Source organism: Leptolyngbya sp. Cla-17, assembly GCF_016807185.1.
Classification (GTDB): domain Bacteria; phylum Cyanobacteriota; class Cyanobacteriia; order Leptolyngbyales; family Leptolyngbyaceae; genus ULC077BIN1.
In genome coordinates this window covers 144,623-165,940 of sequence record NZ_JAEVYN010000001.1, presented here as the reverse complement: position 1 = coordinate 165,940, position 21,318 = coordinate 144,623, and the positions used below count along the sequence as shown (strand labels likewise).

General features: G+C 48.2%; 23 protein-coding genes. 10 read left to right on the top strand and 13 right to left on the bottom strand.

Annotated elements, in window-relative coordinates:
• Nucleotides 1–182 precede the first annotated feature (182 nt).
• On the top strand, nucleotides 183–1,280 hold the full coding sequence (recA, locus tag JOY44_RS00780) for a recombinase RecA (protein WP_171571900.1): 1,098 nt from the start codon (nucleotides 183–185) through the stop codon (nucleotides 1,278–1,280).
• Nucleotides 1,281–1,370: 90 nt separating this feature from the next.
• On the opposite strand, the gene JOY44_RS00775 is transcribed toward recA, so the two are convergent.
• Entirely contained in the window at nucleotides 1,371–2,177 is an 807-nt protein-coding gene (locus tag JOY44_RS00775; protein WP_171571899.1) for an FHA domain-containing protein, read from the bottom strand.
• 645 nt (nucleotides 2,178–2,822) lie between these two features.
• On the opposite strand from JOY44_RS00775, the gene JOY44_RS00770 reads away from it, so the two are divergent.
• Nucleotides 2,823–3,293 (top strand): hypothetical protein, encoded by a 471-nt coding sequence (locus JOY44_RS00770; protein ID WP_197984859.1) that lies wholly within the window; start codon nucleotides 2,823–2,825, stop codon nucleotides 3,291–3,293.
• 93 nt (nucleotides 3,294–3,386) lie between these two features.
• On the opposite strand, the gene JOY44_RS00765 is transcribed toward JOY44_RS00770, so the two are convergent.
• Both JOY44_RS00765 and JOY44_RS00760 read right to left on the bottom strand, forming a co-directional pair.
• The gene (locus tag JOY44_RS00765; protein WP_171571898.1) at nucleotides 3,387–4,454 is read right to left on the bottom strand and encodes a DUF1611 domain-containing protein; all 1,068 of its coding nucleotides are present in this window, start codon (nucleotides 4,452–4,454) and stop codon (nucleotides 3,387–3,389) included.
• Nucleotides 4,455–4,482: 28 nt separating this feature from the next.
• On the bottom strand, nucleotides 4,483–5,571 hold the full coding sequence (locus JOY44_RS00760) for a dipeptide epimerase (protein ID WP_171571897.1): 1,089 nt from the start codon (nucleotides 5,569–5,571) through the stop codon (nucleotides 4,483–4,485).
• Nucleotides 5,572–5,626: 55 nt separating this feature from the next.
• Here JOY44_RS00760 and JOY44_RS00755 point away from each other — a divergent pair, with 55 nt between their 5' ends.
• On the top strand, nucleotides 5,627–6,904 hold the full coding sequence (locus JOY44_RS00755; RefSeq protein WP_171571896.1) for a S41 family peptidase: 1,278 nt from the start codon (nucleotides 5,627–5,629) through the stop codon (nucleotides 6,902–6,904).
• Between the two features lie 151 nt (nucleotides 6,905–7,055).
• Nucleotides 7,056–7,571, top strand: coding sequence for a hypothetical protein (locus JOY44_RS00750; protein ID WP_197984858.1), 516 nt, complete (start codon nucleotides 7,056–7,058; stop codon nucleotides 7,569–7,571).
• Nucleotide 7,572: 1 nt separating this feature from the next.
• Here the strand turns inward: JOY44_RS00750 and JOY44_RS00745 are convergent, their stop codons facing one another.
• The 4 genes from JOY44_RS00745 to JOY44_RS00730 form a co-directional block, all read right to left on the bottom strand.
• Nucleotides 7,573–8,448, bottom strand: a complete 876-nt coding sequence (locus JOY44_RS00745) for an ABC transporter permease (protein ID WP_171571895.1) — start codon at nucleotides 8,446–8,448, stop codon at nucleotides 7,573–7,575.
• 66 nt (nucleotides 8,449–8,514) lie between these two features.
• Nucleotides 8,515–8,979, bottom strand: a complete 465-nt coding sequence (locus JOY44_RS00740; protein WP_197984857.1) for a hypothetical protein — start codon at nucleotides 8,977–8,979, stop codon at nucleotides 8,515–8,517.
• Nucleotides 8,980–8,991: 12 nt separating this feature from the next.
• Nucleotides 8,992–9,360 (bottom strand): papain fold toxin domain-containing protein, encoded by a 369-nt coding sequence (locus JOY44_RS00735; protein ID WP_171571894.1) that lies wholly within the window; start codon nucleotides 9,358–9,360, stop codon nucleotides 8,992–8,994.
• An 11-nt stretch (nucleotides 9,361–9,371) separates the two neighbouring features.
• On the bottom strand, nucleotides 9,372–10,391 hold the full coding sequence (locus JOY44_RS00730) for an ATP-binding cassette domain-containing protein (RefSeq protein WP_171573623.1): 1,020 nt from the start codon (nucleotides 10,389–10,391) through the stop codon (nucleotides 9,372–9,374).
• A 380-nt stretch (nucleotides 10,392–10,771) separates the two neighbouring features.
• Between JOY44_RS00730 and JOY44_RS31215 the strand changes: the two genes are divergently transcribed.
• The 3 genes from JOY44_RS31215 to JOY44_RS00720 all read left to right on the top strand — a co-directional run bounded on the left by JOY44_RS31215 (nucleotide 10,772) and on the right by JOY44_RS00720 (nucleotide 11,935).
• Nucleotides 10,772–11,227 (top strand): class I SAM-dependent methyltransferase, encoded by a 456-nt coding sequence (locus JOY44_RS31215; protein ID WP_197984855.1) that lies wholly within the window; start codon nucleotides 10,772–10,774, stop codon nucleotides 11,225–11,227.
• 140 nt (nucleotides 11,228–11,367) lie between these two features.
• Nucleotides 11,368–11,547, top strand: a complete 180-nt coding sequence (locus JOY44_RS31210; RefSeq protein ID WP_197984854.1) for a hypothetical protein — start codon at nucleotides 11,368–11,370, stop codon at nucleotides 11,545–11,547.
• 61 nt (nucleotides 11,548–11,608) lie between these two features.
• Nucleotides 11,609–11,935: a cupin domain-containing protein gene (locus JOY44_RS00720; RefSeq protein WP_171571893.1), complete on the top strand. Its 327-nt coding sequence runs from the start codon at nucleotides 11,609–11,611 to the stop codon at nucleotides 11,933–11,935.
• A 95-nt stretch (nucleotides 11,936–12,030) separates the two neighbouring features.
• On the opposite strand, the gene JOY44_RS00715 is transcribed toward JOY44_RS00720, so the two are convergent.
• The 4 genes from JOY44_RS00715 to JOY44_RS00700 all read right to left on the bottom strand — a co-directional run bounded on the left by JOY44_RS00715 (nucleotide 12,031) and on the right by JOY44_RS00700 (nucleotide 15,365).
• Nucleotides 12,031–12,231 carry a hypothetical protein gene (locus JOY44_RS00715; protein ID WP_171571892.1) on the bottom strand — a complete coding sequence of 67 codons (201 nt, stop codon included), beginning with the start codon at nucleotides 12,229–12,231 and terminating at the stop codon, nucleotides 12,031–12,033.
• The gene (locus JOY44_RS00710; RefSeq protein WP_171571891.1) at nucleotides 12,221–12,928 is read right to left on the bottom strand and encodes a Crp/Fnr family transcriptional regulator; all 708 of its coding nucleotides are present in this window, start codon (nucleotides 12,926–12,928) and stop codon (nucleotides 12,221–12,223) included. The genes JOY44_RS00715 and JOY44_RS00710 overlap by 11 nt, the downstream gene beginning before the upstream one ends.
• A gap of 360 nt (nucleotides 12,929–13,288) precedes the next feature.
• Nucleotides 13,289–14,257, bottom strand: a complete 969-nt coding sequence (locus JOY44_RS00705) for a heme o synthase (protein WP_171571890.1) — start codon at nucleotides 14,255–14,257, stop codon at nucleotides 13,289–13,291.
• A 130-nt stretch (nucleotides 14,258–14,387) separates the two neighbouring features.
• Nucleotides 14,388–15,365, bottom strand: a complete 978-nt coding sequence (locus JOY44_RS00700; RefSeq protein WP_171571889.1) for a COX15/CtaA family protein — start codon at nucleotides 15,363–15,365, stop codon at nucleotides 14,388–14,390.
• A gap of 653 nt (nucleotides 15,366–16,018) precedes the next feature.
• Between JOY44_RS00700 and JOY44_RS00695 the strand changes: the two genes are divergently transcribed.
• The 3 genes from JOY44_RS00695 to JOY44_RS00685 are packed head-to-tail and all read left to right on the top strand — an operon-like array spanning nucleotide 16,019 to nucleotide 19,378.
• A complete protein-coding gene (locus JOY44_RS00695; protein WP_171571888.1) occupies nucleotides 16,019–17,035 on the top strand; it encodes a cytochrome c oxidase subunit II in 1,017 nt (338 codons plus the stop codon).
• A gap of 25 nt (nucleotides 17,036–17,060) precedes the next feature.
• Entirely contained in the window at nucleotides 17,061–18,746 is a 1,686-nt protein-coding gene (ctaD, locus tag JOY44_RS00690) for a cytochrome c oxidase subunit I (RefSeq protein WP_171571887.1), read from the top strand.
• 11 nt (nucleotides 18,747–18,757) lie between these two features.
• Nucleotides 18,758–19,378 (top strand): heme-copper oxidase subunit III, encoded by a 621-nt coding sequence (locus JOY44_RS00685; protein ID WP_171571886.1) that lies wholly within the window; start codon nucleotides 18,758–18,760, stop codon nucleotides 19,376–19,378.
• A 1-nt stretch (nucleotide 19,379) separates the two neighbouring features.
• Here JOY44_RS00685 and tsaB read toward each other — a convergent pair whose 3' ends face one another.
• On the bottom strand, nucleotides 19,380–20,045 hold the full coding sequence (gene tsaB / locus JOY44_RS00680; protein WP_171571885.1) for a tRNA (adenosine(37)-N6)-threonylcarbamoyltransferase complex dimerization subunit type 1 TsaB: 666 nt from the start codon (nucleotides 20,043–20,045) through the stop codon (nucleotides 19,380–19,382).
• Nucleotides 20,046–20,072: 27 nt separating this feature from the next.
• A complete protein-coding gene (locus tag JOY44_RS00675; RefSeq protein WP_171571884.1) occupies nucleotides 20,073–21,311 on the bottom strand; it encodes a hypothetical protein in 1,239 nt (412 codons plus the stop codon).
• Nucleotides 21,312–21,318: the final 7 nt, after the last annotated feature.

Sequence of the window (21,318 nt, the reverse complement as noted above, 5' to 3'; positions counted from 1 at the left end):
ATTAAATTAAGCCAAGAAAATCTGCTGTCATAACCATTCACTGCCTACAGGGTAGCGAGACTTCTCTAGATTTGACAGTGTGCTTCGTTGCCTTCTTTCTTTGAAGCAACGAGCATAGAATAGAAGTCCTCTAACACCCGATTCTTTCACTCCTTCTGACCAAACTTTGCGTTGAGGTGCCCATGGCTAGTAAAACTGACAACTCTGCTTCTGATAAGCAAGCTTCTGAGAAACAAAAAGCTCTAAACCTTGTCGTCTCACAAATTGAGCGAAATTTTGGTAAGGGCAGCATCATGCGTTTAGGCGATGCAACGCGCATGAAGGTTGAAACAATTCCCACAGGTGCCCTCACCTTAGATTTAGCGCTTGGGGGCGGATTGCCGAAAGGTAGAATCATCGAAATCTATGGTCCTGAAAGCTCTGGAAAAACGACGTTGGCGCTCCATGCCTTGGCTGAGGTGCAAAAATCAGGTGGGGTTGCCGCCTTTGTAGATGCAGAACACGCCCTCGATCCGACCTATGCAGCAGCACTGGGTGTAGATATTAGTAACTTGCTAGTGTCTCAACCCGATACTGGTGAAGCAGGGCTGGAAATTGTGGATCAATTGGTGCGCTCTACTGCGGTAGATATTATTGTGATTGACTCGGTGGCAGCCTTGGTGCCTCGTGCCGAAATTGAAGGAGAAATGGGGGATACCCATGTCGGATTGCAAGCTCGGTTAATGAGCCAAGCCCTACGAAAAATTACTGGAAACATGGGGCGATCGGGTTGCACAGTGGTTTTCCTGAACCAGCTACGCCAGAAAATTGGGGTCACCTATGGCAATCCCGAAGTCACCACTGGTGGACAGGCGCTCAAGTTTTATGCATCGGTTCGGCTAGATATTCGCCGTATTCAAACCTTGAAAAGAGGAACGGATGAGTATGGCAACCGTGCCAAGGTCAAAGTAGCAAAAAATAAGGTAGCACCCCCATTCCGTATTGCTGAGTTTGACATTATTTTTGGCAAAGGAATCTCTAGTCTGGGCTGCCTAGTAGATTTGGCAGAAGAAACGGGCGTGATTATTCGTAAGGGCGCTTGGTATAGCTACAACGGCGACAACCTTGCTCAAGGACGGGATAATGCCATCAAAAATATGGAAGAAAATCCCGAATTTGCCAAAAAGGTTGACTTAGAAGTCAGGCAAAAGCTGGAGAAAGGCGCAGTGGTCTCTGCTAATTCTGTGGGTCATGCCGATACAGACGAGAATCAGGATGATGAGGGGCTTGAGGAGGAGTAGAGCTTGACCAAGTTTTGTAGACTGGGATTTGTTAACTATCTATCTTCTTAGATCCCAGCCTATGAAGCTTTGTGCTTGACTCAAGGTTTTTTAACGGTTTAAGAAGCGATCAAGAATATCGGCTTGTTGAGAGGGGCTAAGTTGAGGATGTTTTGGCTCTGGAGCTTCATTTTGTTGACGGGTAGTTGGTTTAAGAAACATGGAGGTTTCTTTTTCACCGCCTTGCAGGGGAGCATCCCAATCAGATTGCTTCGCTTTTAGACTCAGCTCAATTGCACCCATTGCTGGCGATTCTTCAAGTTGGCGAGTTTCTAAGATAGGTGAAACCAGCTTAACGCTAGATAATACACTCAGCGGAATGGGTTCTGCACAGCGGCTGCTTTCGCAGAGAAAGAAAATAAACGACAAACTTCCTAAACGAATGCGATCGCCGTCTTTTAACAAAACAGGACGACGCACGGGTTCATTATTTACAAAAGTGCCGTTCGTACTGTCCAAATCCATTAGAAAAAAGCCTTTATCAGCGACATACTGAACGATCGCGTGACGACGAGAAAGGCGTTTATCTGGAATTGGCAAACTCGCCTTGCGATCACGCCCAATCACCCACAGGTTTTCTGATTGAGTCACAATTTGAGTTTGGTCTTGAAGCAAATTAGTTGTCAAGTAAACTTGATCACCATTGATGACGGCTTGCACATATTGCCACACTCCCCGCAAACGATTGCGATTGTCTGTATTCTCCAATTCAATGATTTCATCTAATAGCTCGCGATGATGCTCATACAATTTGAGAAAGACTTGATACAGTCCCAATCGCTGCTCTAAATCGGTTGAATGACCAGCAGCACTTTGTGAATTTGGCGAAAAGTCTGCTAGGGAGTTTAGGTCAAGCATAATCTGCACTATTTAGCTGTTCAAAGTAAAAAATCATCTATGCGAAGGCGTTATCTGAAGTTGCACGGTAGCAACCCGTAACTCACAAAGTTGGTAAATCTATCTTTTTCAGTGTTGCATTTGAATGGGTGATTTAGCCAATCTGCTTGTTTCAGTGTTGCATTTGAATGATTTAAGCCAATCTGGTTAGAGATCGCACCTTCTTCTCTTAAAGTAAAGCGAATACTCTAAAGACATATCCGCATGATCACTGGATAGTTCTCTGATTGTAAACAGTGTACTGAGTTCAAGAGCGACCATTCAGACTGTAGCAATATGCTTGTCAATTTACTTTTTTGAAAATCCTGCCGCTACACATCAACTCTAGTGGCGATGTTGCTGGTGCCAAAGTGCCAAGGTTCTGCACCATAGCAATTTTTTCGAGCGGTGTGAAAAAAGAAATTGAGTCAAATATTAATTTATAACAATGTTGAGTATTGTAAGCGCTGACACAGAACAGTTAAACCCTTTTCTACAATGAGGGGATTGTCATCACTGGTGTGCGTCTACGACTGATTGATGAGGTTTATGGAATAACCATAATCTCATTTGGAGATCCTAAATTTTTGTTAATTCTGCAAAAGTGCAGAGTCGTTGACGCACGCCATGTTGATTAATTCAAATAACGAGTGGTCTACCCTTGCCGATACGGAATCGGGTTCTATCCGACGTGCCGAAGATTTGGTACGTCCTTCAGCTGCTAGGCTTCAGTCTTCGCCCGTGGGAGATCGCCGAGTAGCGCCTTTAGTCCAGCAGCAATCATCTCTAAATCGGCAAAAGCATGCCTCCGAACTGCAAGCTTTACGCCAGGCAGCTTATTTAGGCGAACAGCAAAAGCAACGCAGTGGTTCAATTCGGAAAGGGGAGTTTGTCTCTTTCGATGGGGATCAGCATGTAGGGAACTTTGCTGCACCCCTTTCTCCCTTAAGAGATCGAGACTTAGATGCCCTATCCGAACTATTTTTAACCGACCAGATGAGTGTCATTGAAGCCGATGTAGCACAACTGTTAATTCGGCTTCAACCAGAACCCTGTTGGGAAGATGATCCCCTGATGTTTTTGCGGGAATTTCTTTAACGAGCGCGGGATGCAAAAAGCATGGAGTGAGCAGATAGAAGCTTAGTCTTTAACTCCGAACTCCGTATTTTGTACATCAAAGATCCTTTACCCTCAACTCTGCACCTCGTACCCCACATTCCTTACTCCTAAAACTTCTTGCAGTAGCTTATCGGCTCCAAATCGGACGGGATCCGTGCAAGGTAGGTTTGTTTCAGTTTCTACCTGAGAGATCGCGGTACGGGCGGCAGGTTCATCTAAATGATGGGTATTGAGGGCGATCGCGGCAACGGGCACAGACGTAAACGCTCCACCTGCCTTAGCAACAGCTTCATAAAGCTGTACAACTTCTGGCAATGGTGGAATGGGAATTTCAGGAATGCGACTGAGGTGAGTTTGTCCGGCACGATGCACCAAGATCAGATGAGTCGGTTGGCTACCTCGAATCAGCGGCAGCGTCGCACTCGAGGACGGATTAAGCAGAGAACCTTGCCCTTCAATCTGCAAAATATCGTGATCATTGCCATACCGCATCACAATCTGTTCCACAGCACCAGAGGCGAAATCTACCCGCACTGCATCTAACGCTACGCCATCCCCAGCAATCATCATTCCGGCTTGCCCCGTCGCTATGAATTTTGAGCGCAGTTCTCGCTTAAGCGACGCCTGGTGAAGCTGCAAACTAGTGGACATTTTGCCGATCGCCATGTCGGTTCCCACGGTCAATACTCGCAAACAGGAAAGCGATCGCGCTTTTCCAGTACCTATTGGCAGATTGGGTGGCTCCTGACGCATATCCCAAATCCATTGATCAGGTTGCAGCGGTTGAAAGTCGGGATCGCTGGCAAGTGGGGTATGTAACCCATTGGAGATCGACAGTCCGGCGGCAATTGCTTGTTTGATTTCCTGTCGCCACTCATTAGGCAACGCACCCCCAGTAGGAGCCGTTCCCAGTACTAAAACATTAGGTTTATAAGCAAGCGCGTCTGTGACCGATGCCACGATGGGCGCAGGCCGCAGAATTCCGGTTAGATCAGTGAGTGAGGCTCCTGAAGATTGGCGATCAATCACGGCAACTACTTCTGATTCCGTATACCGCAGCAATGCCAATCCAGTTTTACCTCGATTTCCTTGAATGCCTTCATGCAAAAGAATGGCCAAACGATGATGAGATTGAATCATAGAAGCAGTGTATTTCCTACAAGCCATCTTAAGACGCGCGCTTTTTTTCGTCCAAATATCGGTGAACGCCCAAGCCCGGTTGATGGGTAGGCACAATTCGCCCATTTTGAAAGGATGCGCCTGCGAAGGGATCGTTGATTAAATTGAGGTGGCTGTCGAGATCAATATGGTCTGCTAGGGGCGAAAGGTGAGATAAAGCGGTGTTGAGCAACGCACTATCGGAGTAACAGCCAAACATGACTTTCAATCCGCAGGCTTTGGCAGTATGAATCATCCGTAGCGCTTCGGTTAAGCCGCCAGATTTCATTAGCTTGATGTTGATACCGTGTACTCGATCCGCTAGGGGCAAAATGTCGTAGCTGGTGAAGCAGCTTTCATCCACAAAAATGGGCAGGGGCGATCGCTGATAGAGCTCGAGCAAGTCTCCTTCCTGTCCTTTTGCGAGAGGCTGTTCCAAATAGGTCACGCCTTGTTCTGCTAGCCAATCTGCCATGTACAAGGCTTCAGTCAAATTCCACCCTCCATTCGCATCTACGCTAACCTGAGAAATATGAGGAGCGGTTTCTTTAATTGCCAACATCATCACCTGGTCTGCTTCAATTCCTAAAGGACTACCCAGCTTGACTTTTAACGCTTGGATTCCATGAAATGGAACAGTTGTATCGCCTTTTCCTAGCCAATCTTTTACTCGCTGCTGGGCAGCTTCAGGAGCGCTAATGCCAATAGTGACGGAGGTGGGCTGAATGCGATCGCACTCCAAGCCCCAGAGTTGCCACAGGGGGAGATTGGTTTGCTTACCGACCCAATCGTGCAAAGCCACATCCAATGCTGCTCCTGCTGCTGAGGGTAGCCGCGCATCTAGCATTAATCGCTCAATTCGCTGACTCTCTAAAGGACTTAGGGATTTCAGCAGAGGCACAAATTTTTGCAGCGATCGCGCAATCATTTCTGTTGTTTGGGAGACTTCTCCGATGGAAAAAGGCGATGCTTCTCCCCAACCCTGAATGCCTTCATGCTCTACTTCAACCCAAACATTAGTCGTCTGCGCGGTAGTGCCGCGACTAATGGTTAATGCAAACCGTTTCTGCACCGTAAATGTAGCTATCCGAACCTGCATGATAAGGAACCTCAGAAGGCACTTTCAATTTTATTAAAGTAGCACTGGATTTAATATGCGTTCTCACTTCAAATTTACAAAAGCCCGTGTGTGGATTGCTGGCATTTTGGTAGCTTCGCTAGCGGTGCTAGGCTGGCTGACAATCCCGGTGATTTCTCAAGCGGCTTCCCCTCAGGTCAAGACCTTCGAGCAGGCTTGGAAAACTGTCACCGAGAACTTTTTTGATCCCAAATTTAACGGTGTAGATTGGCGATCTCTGCGCGAAAAATATGCGCCTCAAGCGGCTCAGGCTCAGTCGGCGGATGATTTGGCAGTCGTTGTCAATGCCATGCTAGCAGAGCTAAAAACTTCCCACACCCGTTTTTATACACCGAACGAAACGGCTTATTATCAATTGCTGGGGATTTTTCAACCGCGTAGTCGTGAACTCAAAAACTTGCCCAAGGAGATTTTTCCAAAAAACAAGCTGGAATATAGCGGCATTGGTATTTTCACCAAAGCGATCGCCAACAAAAACTTTGTCAGCGGTGTGTTAGAAGGCAGTCCAGCGGCGCAAGCAGGCTTACAACTGGGGGATGAATTGCTGAGTGCCGATGGTCGCCCGTTTCATCCGGTGCGATCGTTTGCAGGAAAAACTGGGCAGAAGGTGGTGCTGCAAGTGCAGCGGTCAACCAGTGCCGCCCAGCAAAATATTTCCGTTACGCCCAAGCTACTTGACCCGCTGACAATGTTTTTGGATGCTCAACGGGCCAGCACTCGAATTTTGCAGCAAGATGGCAAAAAAATTGGCTATGTTCATCTGTGGTCGTATGCCGGCGATCAATATCAAGAGCAGCTAGAGGAAGACCTGATTTATGGAAATCTACGAGAGGCAGATGGTTTGGTGCTAGATCTGCGAGATGGGTGGGGCGGTGCGCCGCTGACTGCGCTGAACATTTACACAGCACGGGGTCCAAGCCTGACGAGCATTCCCCGGAGCGGTGATCGCAATTTGATCAAAGCCCAATGGAACAAACCCGTGGTGATGATTGTGAACGAAGGCAGTCGCAGCGCCAAAGAAATCCTTGCCTATGGCTTTCAGCAATACAAGATTGGCACTGTGGTAGGTGCAAAAACGCCTGGTGCCGTCGTTGCAGGGCGTGCCTTTTTGATGCAAGATGGCAACTTGCTTTATGTTGCGGTTGCCGATGTGTATTTGGATGGTAACCAACGACTCGAAGGAAAAGGCGTAACGCCCGATATTGAAGTGCCAATGACGATTGAATATGCTCAAGGCAAAGACCCGCAAAAGGAAAAGGCGATCACAACCTTACTCCAGCAGCTTAAAAGCTAGACGGGGCAATTTAATTCAGAAATTCACCTTTAGGGGTGAGATGCGACATCCGAAACGGTAACGAAAGAAACTGTTGTTTAGTTTGTAAGCCAAATGGCTAATTCAGCACAAAGCCCCAACAGTTTTCATTCATACCTGGAAGGATGCACTTATGAATTTCAACACTATTTTGACGACTGCCTTGACTACTACTTTGACTGTTGGGATGGGCGCGATCGCCGCTGCTCCTGCTCAAGCCGAAACCTTTTCTGCTGGCACCGCTTCTAATGGTCAATTCATTCGCGTAGATATTGATTCTATTAATCGCGCTAGTGCCCGCAGCGTAAATTTTATCTACTACTTAGGAAATGAGCGCGTCTTTGCCCAAGCCCACTGCGATACTCGTAGCTGGACAACGTTTCCCGAAAACCAGACGCAGTATCCTAAATCGCGTGCCACTCAACAAATGGTTGATTTCGTCTGCGATCGAACGCGAAATGTTTCCACCACCTCCCGAACAGCTCGTGTGATTGATCCACCTTCCAACGTTCGTGCTACTCCCAATGGCAGAATCATTTGCTCTTTGGAACGCACTCAAATTGAAGTATTTGAGCCTACAGGTTCCTGGTATCGCACCAACGTTTGTGGCGCAAAGGGCTACATTCACAAAAGCCAAATCCAGTTCTAGATTAAACAAACACGCGCCGCAATCTGGGTTGAATGCTCAGCAGCGCGACTGTGGTAAAGCCTAGCAACACCAACAGAGCCGCGCCCAAGGTAACGTCGCCAAAAGGTGCCTGCATCACCACGCTGCTGAACGACCAATTCTGATGCAAATATACATAGCGAATGGGTTCGATCGCATAGCTTAAAGGATTCAGCGACGCGATCCATTGCAGCCAGGTTGGCATAAAGGACAGCGGCACTAATGCAGTGCTAGCGAACAACAAAGGCAGGTTCGTCACAAAAATCACCGCAATCAGTTCAATATGTCCGGGCAAAGTGAAGGCTAAGCCTAAACTGATTGCGGTTACGCCTAAGACCAAGAGCAATACGATCAACGCCATCAACGCCAAGCCAGAAGCGTTGGGCAATCCGGCACCCAAAACGGCGCTCATCGCAACGATCGCCACGGTTTGAATGGCGCTGAGAGTAGTAATGAAAATGGCAGAAGCCATGACTATAGAGAACCGCGAGGCAAGCGGAGCCACCAATAGGCGATTCAAAAAGCCAAATTCGCGATCGAACATCACCGGCAACCCCGCATTTAACGCGCCGCCAAAAGCAGTGAACACAATGATTCCGGCACCAATGAACTTGCCATAGCTGACGCTGCTGCCCAAAAAGCCTTGGGGTGCATTTTGAAACAGTGCCCCAAATAGAATCAGCCACATCACGGGTTGAATAATGCCCGCAATCAACGTTGAAGGGCGACGCTGAAGTTGGATGAACAAGCGCCGAGTGAGGGCAGTGGTTTCTTGAACAAAATCAGCAAAAGAACTGGAAGGAGGCACGGAAGCATCAGGCATTTTGCCATTGAAAGTCGAGGGAGTCAGAGTCGTCATAAATTTAACAATTATTGGACTAAGGGGCTAACTAGAAAGAGTTGAAGAAAGAGGCTGCGTGGTTTACTACACTGTTTTTTTCTCTACATCAGGCACCACAACTCTCATATCAGACAGATCTTTTAGAGAGAGACGAGGTTTTTTTTCTATAGAAGGTATATCTGGATCTGTAGTAGGTTCAGAGAGAAGGTCGGGTTGAACTCTTTCCAATCCACGATGAGATTTGTCTATCTCAGAGCCTACAAATTCATCGAACAAGTTGAAAAAATGGGCGATCGCACTTTGCTCATCTTCTGAGAAAAAAAGAATTGTCTTGTCCCAAGATTGGTCTGATGAAATCTTGAACTTTGACTTAATCCAGAATTGAAACTCTGAAAACTCTTTTTCCTCTTGAGTTTGGGGGATATCTAACTCACGCCGCGCCAAAATATAGCCTGATAAAAAAGACCGCAGATTACTAATCGCAGGCTTTCCGAGATACATAGAAGGTCTTCTTTTAATTTTTGAGATGAGTTGATAGAAATTACTCATAATGCCCTTTCCTCAAAAGTCAACTTCTGTAATCTGAAAATCCTCACCCATGTCATTCATTGGTGAATACAGGTTATATAACCAATCGCGTCTTAAAATTCCTCGATGATGAAGGTTATCAAAAATTAATTCTTCATTGTTGATATCAACCGCGATCGCTTCATGTCGTCCATTGACTGAAATATTTTTCATGAGCGCCTCGTGGAAAATGTTGCAAAATGGCTCTTCAATGCTTCCTGTGAATAATTTAATGTGCTTACCGTTGACATCTTTCTCAATCAAAAACTGCTTAATTGCCTCGGCACAAATGACACATTCGAAAAGCTTAAATTTACTAGCAATGCTCTCAATCTGCTGTCGCAGTTCAAAATCTTCAAACATTTTTTCTCAAGCTACCGCATTTGTTTTTTGCGTTCGGCTTTTTCGTCGCGGGTGCTGCTAGCGGCAATTTCGGCATCCAGCAGGGTACGTCCAGTGGCGGCAAGATAGACATCATCCAAACTGGGGCGCGATTGGGCAATGCCAAAGGTGGGTAGTCCGGCTTGCTGAAGTGCCTGCTGTACGGTGAGAAGCGCATCGCTTTGAGGCGTGACAACCAGATTAAGAGAGTTGCTTTGCGCGGTGTTGATGATCACTTCCTGAACGGATGGCAGGGACTCCAGCAACGATTTTGCGGTTTCGGCTTCAGCTTGAGGTGTGAACTCGCGAATCCGGAGAGTGATGCGATCGCCGCCCACCTGATCTTTGAGTGCCGAGGGTGTACCGCAGGCAATCACTACGCCTTTATCAATGATCGCCACTCGATCCGCTAGCATATCGATCTCTTCTAAATAGTGGCTAGTAATCAGCACCGTCGTGCCCTCCTCGCGAATCTTTCGCAAAAAATTCCACACAACTAAGCGACTTTCAATATCTAAGCCAACGGTCGGTTCATCCAGCACCAGCACATCAGGTTGATGCAGCAGACCTGCCGCCAAATCCAGCCGCTTTTTCATGCCGCCCGAATAGGTGCCGCTTTTTTTATTCGCGTAGTCTTGCAGACCCAATCGCTGAATCGCCCATTCAATCCGATCTTTCAAAATAGCGCGAGGCAGATGATACAACGCGGCTTGCAGTTGTAGCAGTTCTCGCCCAGTCAATACTTTGTCGATCGCGACCTCTTGAGCCACGTATCCCAATTTTTGTCGTGCCGTTTTAGGATGATCCAAAACAGAAATCCCTGACACTTCCACCCTGCCAGCATCCGGTTCTGCCAAGGTGCAGAGGCACCGCAGGGTAGTGGTTTTGCCAGCGCCATTTGGACCAAGCAGCCCAAAAATTTCCCCTGGTTCAATTTGCAACGAGACATCTTTAACTGCCTCTACTGCGCCATATTTCTTTTGCAGCTTTTCGATTAGAACGGCAGGAGCCATGACGCGACCCTCGATTTGATACAAATCTCAATCTCCATTTTAATGGGGAAAGACCAATCTGAGGTCGAGATCCCTTGAAACAATGGTTTTAGCGACCCAGAATGTCGTAGAAGTGATTTCGACGGGCAACACGCAGAAAAAACGGCTGAAAAAATCCACACTGAAATCTCATTTTCAGCGCAACACTTTTTGTGGAGCTACCAGGGGCAGACCTTTTCCATCATGAGCTACCTCATAGTACTCAGGCTGAGGACGTGTCACTGTGAAGAAGTAGTCAAACCGAGGTCGGGGAATTTGACAAGAGGCTGACCCTGAGCGCCCCCTCTTTTCTGACTACATTCGACCCAAGACGCGATCGCTTCACCAGTGAGGTCAAGACCATGACTCAGACAAAGCTCAATTTTGAAACTGCGCCAGGACATCAGATTTTGGCGGCTGCGGGTAAGAAAACATTGCGACCGGGCGGACGAGTTGCCACTGAGCAATTGTTTCAATGGGCAAACTTTCAGGCGGGCGAAACGGTTCTAGAGTTGGCTTCTAGCTTTGGAGATAGTGCGATCGCCTTAGCTCAACGCTATAACGTGCGGGTCGTTGGCATCGAGAAGAACCCTGATAGCGTTGTTCGCGCCTGTGCCAATGTTGCGGCGGCTGGGCTAAGTGATCAGATTCAAATTATCGAAGGCGATATCTTTCACCTCGATCGCTTGAGTGAACAATTTGATTATGTGCTTGCAGAAGCCATTCTCACGATGCAATCACCCATCGGGAAAGCAAAAATTCTGACGAGTATTCACGATCGCTTAAACCGGGTGGAAAGTTTCTTTCTCACGAGTTAGCGGCTCACAATCGAGAAGCCGAAATTCATCGCGCTTTAGCCGAGGCGATTCGGGTCAATGCGACACCCCTCTCAGCAGCGAATTGGATAGCTGCTTGTGAAACTGCTGGGCTGACGGTGCAGCAACACCACATCGGCGCAATGAATTTGTTAAATCTTCGGCAGATGGTGCGGGATGAAGGCGCGATCGTCATTGGGCGGATTCTGTGGAACGTCTTGACTCAGCCGCCCTTGCGAAAACGAGTGCTGGCAATGCGTCGCGTCTTTCAGCAATATCAGCAAGACTTAGGCTACATTGTCCTCTGCGCGATCGCTGATTAACGTTGCTCATTAACATCACTCATTCACAAAGAACACTTTAGGCAAATTTCTACTAAAAATCATGAACTCTACAACACCTATTTCTTCTATCGTGACTGATCTCACTGAACAGGCTGACTACCCTGAAACGGGAGCGCGAAACAAGCCTTTATATAAAGACGAGCAAACCCAGCACGGACTCATGTGTCTGGCGGCAGGAACGACGATCGCCGAACACGCCTCACCGCGCAATGTCACCGTAACGGTTGTGGCAGGGCAAGGAACCCTGACCTTAGAAGGACGCGAGATTCGCTTGCAGCCGGGAGTCTTTGTTGTGATGCCTGCCAATGCGCCCCACGCTTTGCAGACGACGGATTCGACATTGACATTTTTGCTCAGTAAGTGGTGAATTTAGCAACCCAATCAACCGCTGACTGATTCAACCTCAACGATTCCAACCGCGATCGCTGCAAAAGCATCGAGTTCTACGCGATCGCAGTGGGATCACCCACATTTCCCCGGAGCATGGCGTTTAATCGTCTTGCTCACGTTTGGGCTGATTGTTTGGCGGCAAGCGTGATTCGCAATGCTCCGATCTAGATAGTTGCTCTGATAGAAACGTTGAGTGCGCTGAGTGTCTTGGCGATCGTTGCCCTTTCCGTTTTGCCAGCCCACTTCACTGCTTTTCCTTAAATCATGGCTCATAGAAGGCTTCTGTCCCTGAAGCGATCGCCTCTAACGCCTGCTCATCTAGAATAGTCAGCTTGCCGCGCTGATAAATCACGATCGAGTGAATTCTTTTGAACAGTCGAACACACTCTTCATAAGTAATGCCAATGCTGCGAGCAATTTGATAGTAAGACACCCTTGCCGTCAACTGCTGACCCGATGCACTGGGTATCGTTCCAGACCGCAAGGCAAGAGATTGAATAAATTTCGCTAGCCGCACGATCGCCCGTTCTGACACCAGCCCGTGAACCGTTTCATGGAGTTGTTGAATTCGCTGGTTCAACACTTGCATCATTTGCAGCGCGATATCTGGATGACGTTGAATGGCTTCTAGCAGTCTCGATCGATCAAGGGTTAAAACCCAAGAATCGCTTTTAGCCGTCACCGTTGCAGGAGCGATGCCATCGCCCAGTAAGGCAGGAGCCGCAAAAAAATCGCCAGCCGATAAAGTGCGAAGGATGGTTTCTTTACCCGTCGGGGCTATTTTGGCAATTTGTAGCGCACCCTCCGCGAGCGCGTAGAGTTTTGCGGGTAAGCAATCGCCTTCGCTCATCACAATTTCTCCCTTCTGATAGCGGTGCACTTGCGTATCAGGCTGCAATTGCGCTAATTCAGTTGATGTCAATTCGGCAAAGATCGCGATCGCTGTTAATAGCTCAAGAGTGGCTTGCATTGCCGATGATTAGATTAGCTGAGGATGCAACTTCATCCTAGCGGCTTGTCTTGCTTGGCCGACAAAAGTACGAAGGTGGGGAGTAGACGAGGACTTGAAGTCGTTCAGTCATTGTGCCTGAGAAACTTAGTGCTTGAGAAACTTACATCACGGAACTTCGTGATTCAGTAGCCGATGCAGGATGGGTCGGAACTACTAACGTAACGAGATGTGCGGCTTTCCCGATTGCCCTCACCCTAAATTCCTCTCCCAGAGCGGGGGAGGGACTTTTAATCTTGCTCCCCTTCTCCTATTTTGAGAGTAGACCAACGTGATCCTGGCTATTACTATTAACTAACAAGTCAAGCGTTTAGCGTCGGGTCAAGGCAACGCACTCACCCAGCTTTGCAAGTTTTCACCCAATATAGCCGTGAGTTGATGGGTCACAGGCAAACTATCGAGTCCCATGCCTGCACAGAGCAGCATTAAGTAAAAGATGGAATATTTGAACACCGATCGCGCCACTTGCAAATCAGATGGAGCCTGCATCAATTGCCATGCCTTTTGAACAAAGATGCCGCCCAGCAAGAGGGCGATCGCGGCATACACCGCACCCATCACATGCAGCGGATAGACGAGTAGTAAAGTTACAGGGATCAAGGCCAACGTGTAGTAAAAAATTTGCCGAGCAGTGACTTCATTTCCCTCTATTACTGGCAGCATGGGCACGCCAACCTTCGCATAATCGTCGCGAATTAGCACAGCCAATGCCCAAAAGTGGGGCGGAGTCCAGAAAAAGATGATGGCAAACAGCACCCAAGCCCCCCAGCTTAAATCGCCGGTGACCGCTGCCCAACCCACCAGTGGCGGAATTGCTCCAGCCGCACCACCAATCACAATATTCCAGGTGCTATGGCGCTTAAGCCAATGGGTGTAGATCAGCACGTAGAAAACAATTCCCGACATTGCTAGACAGGCAGCTAACAGATTGGCGAAAACAGTGAGCAGAGTAAAAGAGGTTACGGCAAGGGCGATCGCAAATATTAGGGCATGAAGTGGCTGCACTCGCCCGGATGGTAACGGACGATGCCGGGTGCGCTCCATGATGTAGTCAATGTCGCGATCATATAGACAGTTAACTGTATTCGCAGCCCCAGAGGCAAAAGCACCACTCACGAGCGTGATCAACAGCAGCACTGGATCAACCTGTCCCTCTGCGGCGATCCACATACCACCTGCGGTGGTGATTAGCAGCAGTAAGATGATTCGAGGCTTCGTCAGTTGGTAGTAACTTTGAATGATTTGAGTCAGATTGTCGTGGTGGCGAGTAGTAGAGAGAGTTTCTTGCATTTTCGAGTGTTCCTCACAAAATGATTCACCGATGCCATTTTTGATTCAGTTCATCGGTGATGCAGGGGGTAAGCATTAATGTATCAGCGTGTGTGATAAAGCAGAACGCGTGCTATGGCTTACATATAACTTAAGCAGGTTGTCCATCGACCGGACTGGCGATCGCCTCATCTAAAGATATAGATTTGATCGGCACATCCGTTTCAGAGACACCCATATCTCGAAACGCTAACACGGTAAAGGTGACCAGCACTCCTAGCAGCATCGCACCGATCGCCTGGTGGGCAATAGTTAAGGTCTCAACCTGTAGCCTCAGCTTGAAAGTAGCAACTCCTAGAGCAATTTGCAGCACCAGCAAGCTTCCTGCAAAGTTGGCTAAGCGGCGCAAGCTAGGGTGTAGTGCTGGAGTTCGCAATGCCCAGCCTGTCAAGGTCAACGTGGCTAGGGTTGCAGGAACAACACCAGCAATGTGGCTGTTCATCACACCACATAAAGTGGAATCGCTTAAACACTGGTGCAGTGCCCATTGAGAGCCGACCAGCGCTCCTAAAATACTTTGGGCATAGACGCAAATTGCAGCGATCGCCGCGACCCAAGACAGCCTTCCCGCAGTGCCATTCCCTTGATAAGGCTGAAGTGCGACTCCCGCCGACAGCAAGGTGATAAAAAACAGAAGCGCAGTGCCTAAGTGAGCGGTCACAATATCAAATCGCAGCAGTTCGGTGACGGTCAACGCACCTAAAATGCCTTGGAAAATTACTAAAAACAGCGCTAGCGAGGCGATCCAGGGTGTCCATTTTGGTAACTCCCGGCGATACCACAGGCACAAACCAAACAGAGTGATCGCAAAAAGCCCCATTGAGGAAGCCGTTAGTCGATGAAACCACTCCAAAAAAACCTGTAGGTTCATCTGTTTTTGAGGAACTAGCACGCCATAGCAAAGCGGCCAATCAGGACATGCCAGTCCGGCATTCATTACGCGGGTCGCACTTCCCAACGCCATCAAAAACAGCGTTTCACCTGCCATTCCCAGCACAAACCGACTAATCCATTCGCGAGGGCGAGAAGACTTGTCATTTGCTTGCTGGTGGGAGGTAATGTCAACCATGAGCTTTCAACCTCATTTCTAAAAAACACGCTTCTTTAAATCAATCCTGTGCAATTGCTCATCTCGCAATTCCGGGGGATATCGTCAGTCAGGCTAACTCTTTCACACTGTAATTATCACTTTAGTAAGTTTGTTTAACTTAACGCACAAGGCTTAGCAATTTCTTTCGATTGGTCTGTTGTTCTCTAGACCTCACTCAAAAATAGTCAAAAACACATTTTTGCTCAGTATGGAAAATCAGCTTCAAAGCACGAACAAAAGTCCTGATTTAGAGGGAAGCTTCCCTCTCCCGAAGAAAATAGAAAATTTTTAAAGATAAGTTTACTTTCTGTAGGTATTTAGGTCTGCACAAAAGCTAGAAAGTCGTTAAGTTGAAATAGGGACGTTAACCAAGTTGATTTTTGTGACAATTACCCAAGCTAGTAGTGCTGTACACGGATTCTCTTAAGAGGTGGTTTACCTTGGTAAGGAGTTAGAAGTTTTTGTCGATGAAGTGCCTATAATCTCTATGGATCATTGGTTGACTTCAAACTATTGAAACTTCTAGGGTTAGACACACAGCGCTTTCAACCGTTCTGACTCACTGTTTTGCAAAAGACTCTTTAATTTAAGAATTATTCGTTTCTAGTTGCCTGTTAAGTAGGGAGAGATTTGTGAATATTCCGGGTTCAATTGCAACATTGTTAATCGGTATTGCGGTAACAATTGTTAGTCTCTGGTATGGGCAAAATCATGGCTTAATGCCTGTAGCAGCGTCTACAGATGCTCCTCTGGTAGATGGGCTATTCGACATCATGATGACGATTGGAACCGGGTTGTTTTTGCTGGTGCAAGGGGCATTAGTCTACTCGTTTTTCAAATTCCGTCGTGAACCGGGCGATGATACCGATGGCCCATACATCGAAGGTAATATTCCCTTAGAGATCCTATGGACTTCGATTCCGGCAGTGATTGTGTTAGGAATCGCGGTTTATAGCTTTGAAATTTATAACTCAATGGGCGGGTTAGATCCGATGGATCATTCAGTTGCTCATCACAGCCAGCCCACTCATGAAATGGCAAAAATGCCAGGTGCTGCGATCGCTGGAACATTGACTGATACCACTATTGATCCCGTTTCAGCACCTTTAGAACCCGCAGCAATCCCAGAATCTATTCCTGGGACGACTTCTGCCCCGCAAGAAATGACCATTCAAGCGGCAGGACTGCAATATGCCTGGATTTTCACCTACCCGGATAGCGGGGTGGTTGCGGGTGAATTGCATGTCCCAGTAGGCACTCGAATTAAGCTAGCGATCTCTGCAAATGATGTGCTTCATGCCTTTTGGGTGCCAGAGTATCGCGTCAAGCAGGATGCGATCCCCGGCACTCCGACGGAGCTTGCCTTTACACCGTCTCGTACGGGTGAATATCCAGTCATCTGTGCTGAGTTGTGTGGTCCTTATCATGGCGCAATGAAAACCAAAGTGATTGCTGAAACTCCAGCAGATTTTAATGCCTGGATTGCTAGCCAAAAGGTTGCTAGTGCGGCAGGATTGGAGGACGCGATCGCCCTTACCGCCGCTGAGAAACCCGTCGATCAATTTCTTGCGCCCTTTGTTGCTCCGCTCGGCGTGGATGCTGCCACTCTTCAGCAGCTTCATTCAGCCCATCACCCATCTGCTAGCTAGCCATTTATTGATCTGTTAAAGTTCTATGACTCAATTACTGCAAGACGAAGCGGCAAAAACCCCGCCAGCCCCCCCCATTCAAGAAAAGAAGCGCGAATGGCTGAAATACTTTAGTTTCAGCACTGACCATAAAGTCATTGGCATTCAATACTTGGTCACTTCATTCTTTTTCTATTTTGTAGGCGGTTTTTTAGCCACTCTAATTCGCACTGAACTCGCAACCCCTGAAGTTGATTTTGTCAGCCGCGAAACCTATAACGGCTTATTTACCGTCCACGCTACGGTGATGATTTTCTTGTGGATTGTGCCTGCCGCAACCGGAGCGTTTGGAAATTACCTCATTCCGCTGCTAGTCGGTGCACGGGATATGGCGTTTCCTAAGCTAAACGCTGTTGCCTTTTGGATGATTCCACCAGGCGGAATCCTACTCTTGAGCAGTTTCTTTGTCGGTGCTCCCGGCGCTGGCTGGACTTCCTATCCACCGTTAAGCCTGGTTTACAACAAGCCGGGGGAAATGATTTGGATTTTGAGCCTGCTGATTTTAGGAACATCTTCCATTTTGGGTGCGGTCAATTTTCTGGTTACGATCCTGAAAATGCGCGCTCCCGGTATGACCTTGAACAAAATGCCCTTGTTTTGTTGGGCAATGCTGGCAACTTCGGCGCTGATCTTGATTTCAACGCCCGTCCTAGCAGGCGCATTGATTCTCCTGTCGTTTGATCTGGTGATAGGCACTGCCTTTTTCAACCCCACGGGTGGCGGCAATCCGGTGGTCTACCAGCATATGTTCTGGTTTTACTCTCATCCGGCGGTCTACATTATGGTGCTGCCTGTGTTTGGGCTGATTTCAGAGATTTTGCCCGTTCACTCACGTAAGCCGATTTTTGGCTATAAGGCGATCGCCTACTCCAGTTTTGCTATCAGCTTTTTAGGCTTGATTGTCTGGGCACACCATATGTTTACCAGCGGTACTCCTCCCTGGCTGCGGATGTTTTTCATGATTAACACCATGATCATTGCCGTTCCCACGGGAATCAAAGTTTTTGGCTGGTTAGCAACAATTTGGGGCGGCAAGCTGCGGCTCAATAGTGCCATGCTGTTTGCCATGGGCTTCCTGTCCATGTTTGTGATTGGTGGTATTAGCGGGGTTATGCTGGCAGCCGTGCCGTTTGACATTCATGTTCATGACACTTACTTTGTCGTCGCCCATCTGCACTACGTTTTATTTGGCGGCAGCGTGTTTGGCATCTATGCCGGAACTTACCACTGGTTTCCTAAGATGACCGGACGCATGGTGAACGAAACTCTGGGTAGAATTCACTTTGTCCTGACGTTGATCGGCTTCAACCTGGCATTTTTGCCAATGCACAAATTGGGTCTGGAAGGCATGAATCGGCGGATTGCGGAATACGATCCAAAATTTACAGCTCTCAATTTGATTTGCACCATTGGCACTTACATCTTGGCGGTTTCCACCTTCCCATTCATCTTCAACGTCATCTGGAGCGTGTTCAAAGGAGCGAAAGCGTCTAGTAACCCTTGGGGTGGCTTAACCTTTGAATGGCAAACTACTTCTCCACCGCCCGTAGAAAACTTTGAGATTGATCCAGTGCTTGAGATTGGTCCTTATGAATACGGCACGGAAGAAGCGGTAAAAATCATTAAAGCGGGACCATTTTTGGCACTAGAAGCAGCGGCAGCACAAGGATAAAGAGAGACACCATGCAAAGTTCTGCAATTGATACGACTACGATTGTCACCAGTCACCATGAAGCGGCGGCTCACGGACACCATGCCCACCCGGATCACCGCATTTTTGGCATCATTGTTTTCCTCGTGGCGGAAGCAATGATTTTTATGGGGTTGTTCATTGCCTACCTGACCTTTCGGGCAGTCGCTCCGGTATGGCCCCCCGCAGGAACGCCAGAGCTAGAACTGCTACTGCCGGGAGTGAACACCATCATCCTGATTTCCAGTAGCTTTGTGATTCACAATGCTGACACAGCAATTAAAAAGGATGATGTGAAAGGAATGCGGCTGTGGTTTGCCATTACCGCGGCTATTGGTGCAGTGTTTCTAGCAGGTCAACTTTATGAATATTTTCATCTAGAATTTGGACTCAAGACCAATCTGTTTGCCAGCACATTCTATGTGCTAACGGGCTTTCACGGTCTGCATGTCTTCTTTGGCGTGATGTTGATGTTGGGTGTACTGTGGCGATCGCGCAAACCCGGTCACTACTCCAGCACCAGCCACTTTGGCATCGAAGCCGCCGAAATCTACTGGCACTTCGTCGATGTCATTTGGATCATCTTGTTCATCCTGCTGTATTTGTTGAAGTAATCTATATGGCTTCTGGCACCGGGTGCTGTCCGTAAAATGGGAGGACTTCTGACCAGTGAGGACGCAAACCGTGGTTCCAGTTAGCCTGGGCAATTTCTAAAATGCTGGTGACGTAGCGCCCTAGGCTCCCTTCAGCGGTGATCAGATGGTAAACCTCGTCCTGCTTTTTTAGCAGATTTTCCCAGGCTTCCAGGCTCATGACAGCATCCGGCAAGATTTCAATTAGTTGATTTTGCCGGCGATCGCTCCGATAAATTGCAGCAAATACTTCACCGCGTTGGGCAGGCATTTGTACTGCGATCGCGATCGGGTTTTCCAACGTTTTCGCAGTTTCCCATGCCACGGCTGCCAGGGTTGAAATGCCAAATAAGGGAATGTCAAGTTGTTGGGCTAGAGTACGAGCGGTAACAACTCCAATCCGCGTTCCAGTGAAGCCACCTGGACCTTTTGCCACGGCAATAAATGCCAGATCTTGCCAGGTTTGGGGCAGCAGAAAATCCACTAAATAAGCGTGAAGCAGCATCGAGGTATCGCGCCCCAAATCCCAGACTTGATGGCGGCAAGTCTCGTTGAAGTGGGCGATCGCCAGTCCTAATTCGGGGGTGCTGGTATGGAGGGCAAGTGAATAGAAAGTGACGAGTGGCGAGTGGCGAGTGGCGAGTGGCACTAAGCTTTAGAAGTAACTACAAAATAGTTATACGGTTTTTGGCGAACCAGTGAGCCGTTTCAGGATGACCATTTCAGAGCCGACAACGGGGCTACGAGCTAATAAGTTGTCCTTTGAATCGATCATTTCTAATTTGACGAAATTAAGCTGCTGAGAGCGTTTTAGCATTTCAGTCGCTAGTTTGTTCTGCTGAGCTTGCTCTAGGGTATACCAATCATCGCCCACTTTAACGGTCAAAAGACTGCTGCGGAAGTTTGCCTGCACGGATTGAATCAGCCCATTTACATATTGATTGCTGACATCGGCAACCTGCTCTTGAATTTGAGCAATTAGCGTTTGCTCTGGGGTGAGTTTCAGCGGTGGCAGCGGCTTAGGCGCAGGAGCCGGTGGCGGGCCGGGAGCGGTGACAACATCGGGAATTTTCGGAGGAGTCGTCTCACGAGTCTCGTCAGGAGCCTTTTCCAGCGGTAAGGTTAAAGGAGTTTGTTGAGGGCTTGGCTGGGTAGCGATCGCATCATCAGGGGGCGTTTCAGGAATCGCGTCAGGAGTCGATTTTGCTACTGGCTGATCACTCTTTAGCACTGATTTTTCTTTGTCGTCATCTGTAGCTTTGTCTGGAGCAGACGGGTTGGCTGGCGCAGTGGCGACCTGCGTCGGTGATTTGCTGAAGATCAAGGAGGATGTTGTCCACAGGGTCAGCAGCAGCACGCCTGCGATCGCTCCACTCAGCAACGGATCGGACAATTGCCGATTGAAAGATCGGGGCAACAGCGATCGCGTTAGACCCAACACAGACCCCCAAATTCCCCGGATCTGTCGCCAGGGGGCTGTGCCTTTCTGAGATGAACTTGCAGTAGGTTTTGCTTCTAGCCGAGCAACCAGAGATTCAAGCGACCGGATGGTTGCTTTCAACGTTTTGATGGTTTGCTCTTTCAGCGCTGGCTGAATTTCTGCTTGCCAATACCGCTGAAACTTTTGCCAGCTTGTGGCTTGGTTGATAGCAACGGCAGTGCCTGCTGCAACGCGAGATGACCGCCTACGGGAAAGACTCTCAGCAGCTTTTTCGACCGACGCTTCTTCAATTGAGGTTGATTGCGTCTCGTTTTCTATTTCTACCGATTCCCACACATCTTCTGAAAGGAGAAGATCTTGCTTATTGCTTGTTGTCGATTCCGTCGTATCTCTCGACTGGCTGAAGCTAGTCCCGCCCGCAGGCAGCGCTTGGACGTCAGAATCAGTGGGTTCGGGAATGGGCTCCTGCGACATGGCTTTC